The following is a 2,404-nucleotide window of genomic DNA, read 5'->3' as shown; positions in this document are numbered from 1 at the left end:
AGAGTGGATACATTGGCGATACTCATGCACAACATTTTTACGGCAAACATTTGTTGAATGGGCAGGTCAATCGGTGCGATATTCGTTTTGGGCTAAAGCTTATTATCAACAGCAAGCAGCGAAAGGAAAACCGCATAATACCATCATCAGAGCGTTGGCATTTAAGTGGATCAGGATATTGTTTCGGTGCTGGAAAACCAGCACAGCATATGATGAATCAACTTATCTAGAAGCCTTGAAAAGTAAGGGTTCACCGCTCTTAAAATATGCGGTAAAAAGTAAAACTTAATGCTTGCTGTCCACCTCAGGGCGTGTTGTTATGTTTCGGTTGTTCAACGCTTATGCTTTTAATACTCGAAACAGGAACCGTTTTAATTATATTTTTTTCTTTTATATAAATAGCGCAGTGTGAGCTAGAGCACCTTACAACGCTTCCTTTAACAGAACTACTTTCAATTAATATTTCATTAGTCTCTGAAGAGGAAATTAATTCCTTTAAATATCTATCGCCTTGCTCCTTACCCTGTGAAGATGAAAAATTTGTCAATTTATATATAGTAAAGAGCAAAACAGCAATGAATGAAGTAAAAACAAGAGTAGTTAGTGCAAGGTTTGTTATTTTGGTTATTAGTTTTGGCTTTTTATATTCACTCTCTTTTTTTTTCGGTATAGAAAATAGAACATTAAATATTTTTCTAATGAAGGCTATTTCCGAAATTTCACCAATCATGTAGATATAACAATAAAACAGAAACATGGTTAGAAATGTAGGTATGACTAAATAGATGCCACCAATAAATAGCATATAAAAACCATGCGAAAGAACCTCATTAAATGCAGGAACAAACATTCGAGGAGTAAGTGATAGTTGTTCCAAGTATCCATGAATATAAGAATCTCCAGAGATATAGAGCATTCCAGTAAATAACGCTAGGAGGAATGTTGCGCTACTAACTTCACTAATAATCCTATGCATGACACTCCCTGTTTAGAAACATAACGCTCTAATAAACCGCGCGACAACGCGGAGGCTTCTTTGTGTATACTTCGCGAAGCGAAACACAAAGAAGCCGGAGTGTTTTGCGTCGGTTTTAATTAGTTTTGTTATGTTCGCTGATTTTACACTCTAGACTTATTTTAATATAGTTCCGCAAGGTATTTTCTCGAGCATTAACATTACATTCAAAATTAACGAGCTTAGATCAGGAGATTTCAACCAAATTTTTCGATCATTATCAAGAAATAGATCCGAAGAGAAATCATTGTTCGAGAAATATTCAAATACATGTTTAGTTTCATTATCTAATCGTATTTTAGAAATATTTGAATTATAACAAGAGTATAAGTAATTAACTGATATTACAGTCCATATACTTTCTGACTTATATATACCAAATAGAAACTGCTGATCTTTTACTTTTTGAAAATATGGGATCTGATTAATTAAATCTTTTTTGTCCAAGTAATAACGACCAGAAAACTCTTTTATTTTTTGTCTTTCTATTCGTGCAAAAACAGAATGTAATGTGATCATATTAAATTGCTACTCACTTTACTCAGGAACATAACGCCTCGTTAAGAGGCAAATAATATGTTGGCTAAAATAAGCGACGCAGGAGCAAAAGCCAACTGTTATTTGTCCTGCTTTAACGACTTATAGTTGCTCCGTTCCATTAATTAATCAGTTTACCTAACTTATTAATAGGTGGAATATGCTTCTGTTGCTTACGAATATTTGAGCGAAAACATTCGATGCTTATAACAAGACTTTCGGAGCAACAGAAGTCACTTGTTTCAATACGCATACTCAGGGATTGCCGTCTATATCGACTATCTATAAGACCTGCGAGAAACAATACCACTGCCATATTCCATGGTTAACTTTACGCTTTGGAGGTCAAAAATGAAAGTTTTTAATCCTACTGATTTTGCCGCCCTTATCGCTATCGATTGGGCAGATCGTAAACACGACGTTTGTGAACTCGAACAGAAAAGCGACAAACCCATTTTTACCGTTATTTCCTCAAAACCAGAAGCTATTAATGCTTGGGCGAATACTTTAAAACAAAAATATAATGGTCAACCCGTTGCTGTCGCTTGTGAATTAAAAAAAGGCCCTTTAATTTATGCGCTCAGTAAATTTCAGCATATCGTATTGTTTACTATAAACCCCTCTACCGTAGCAAAATACCGAAAGGCATTTACACTCAGTGGGGCTAAAGACGATCCAACAGACGCGGCTATCCAATTAGAAATATTACAGCAGCATATGCCTAAATTGAGCGTCATTACACCCGATACCGAAAGTGTCAGGTCGCTTGCCCAACTGGTTGAATATCGTCGTAAACTCGTGCAAGACCGTGTAGATTTAACAAATAAAATCACCACAACGTTGAAGAATTAT

General features: G+C 35.5%; 2 protein-coding genes and 1 pseudogene. 2 read left to right on the top strand and 1 reads right to left on the bottom strand.

The window, feature by feature from the left end; translation table 11 throughout:
* A pseudogene (locus tag DPX34_RS22175) lies at positions 1 to 289 on the top strand (IS110 family transposase); the annotation flags it as partial.
* A gap of 15 nt (positions 290 to 304) precedes the next feature.
* Here the strand turns inward: DPX34_RS22175 and DPX34_RS21485 are convergent.
* Positions 305 to 976 carry a hypothetical protein gene (locus tag DPX34_RS21485; protein WP_111980447.1) on the bottom strand — a complete coding sequence of 224 codons (672 nt, stop codon included), beginning with the start codon at positions 974 to 976 and terminating at the stop codon, positions 305 to 307.
* A 927-nt stretch (positions 977 to 1,903) separates the two neighbouring features.
* Between DPX34_RS21485 and DPX34_RS21475 the strand changes: the two genes are divergently transcribed.
* Positions 1,904 to 2,404: IS110 family transposase (locus DPX34_RS21475; protein ID WP_157964591.1), on the top strand; the 501-nt coding region annotated here is incomplete at its 3' end.

Origin of the sequence: Algibacillus agarilyticus (assembly GCF_003286125.1) — a bacterium.
GTDB classification, from domain to species: domain Bacteria; phylum Pseudomonadota; class Gammaproteobacteria; order Enterobacterales; family Alteromonadaceae; genus Algibacillus; species Algibacillus agarilyticus.
This window is presented reverse-complemented; position numbering and strand designations above follow the sequence as displayed.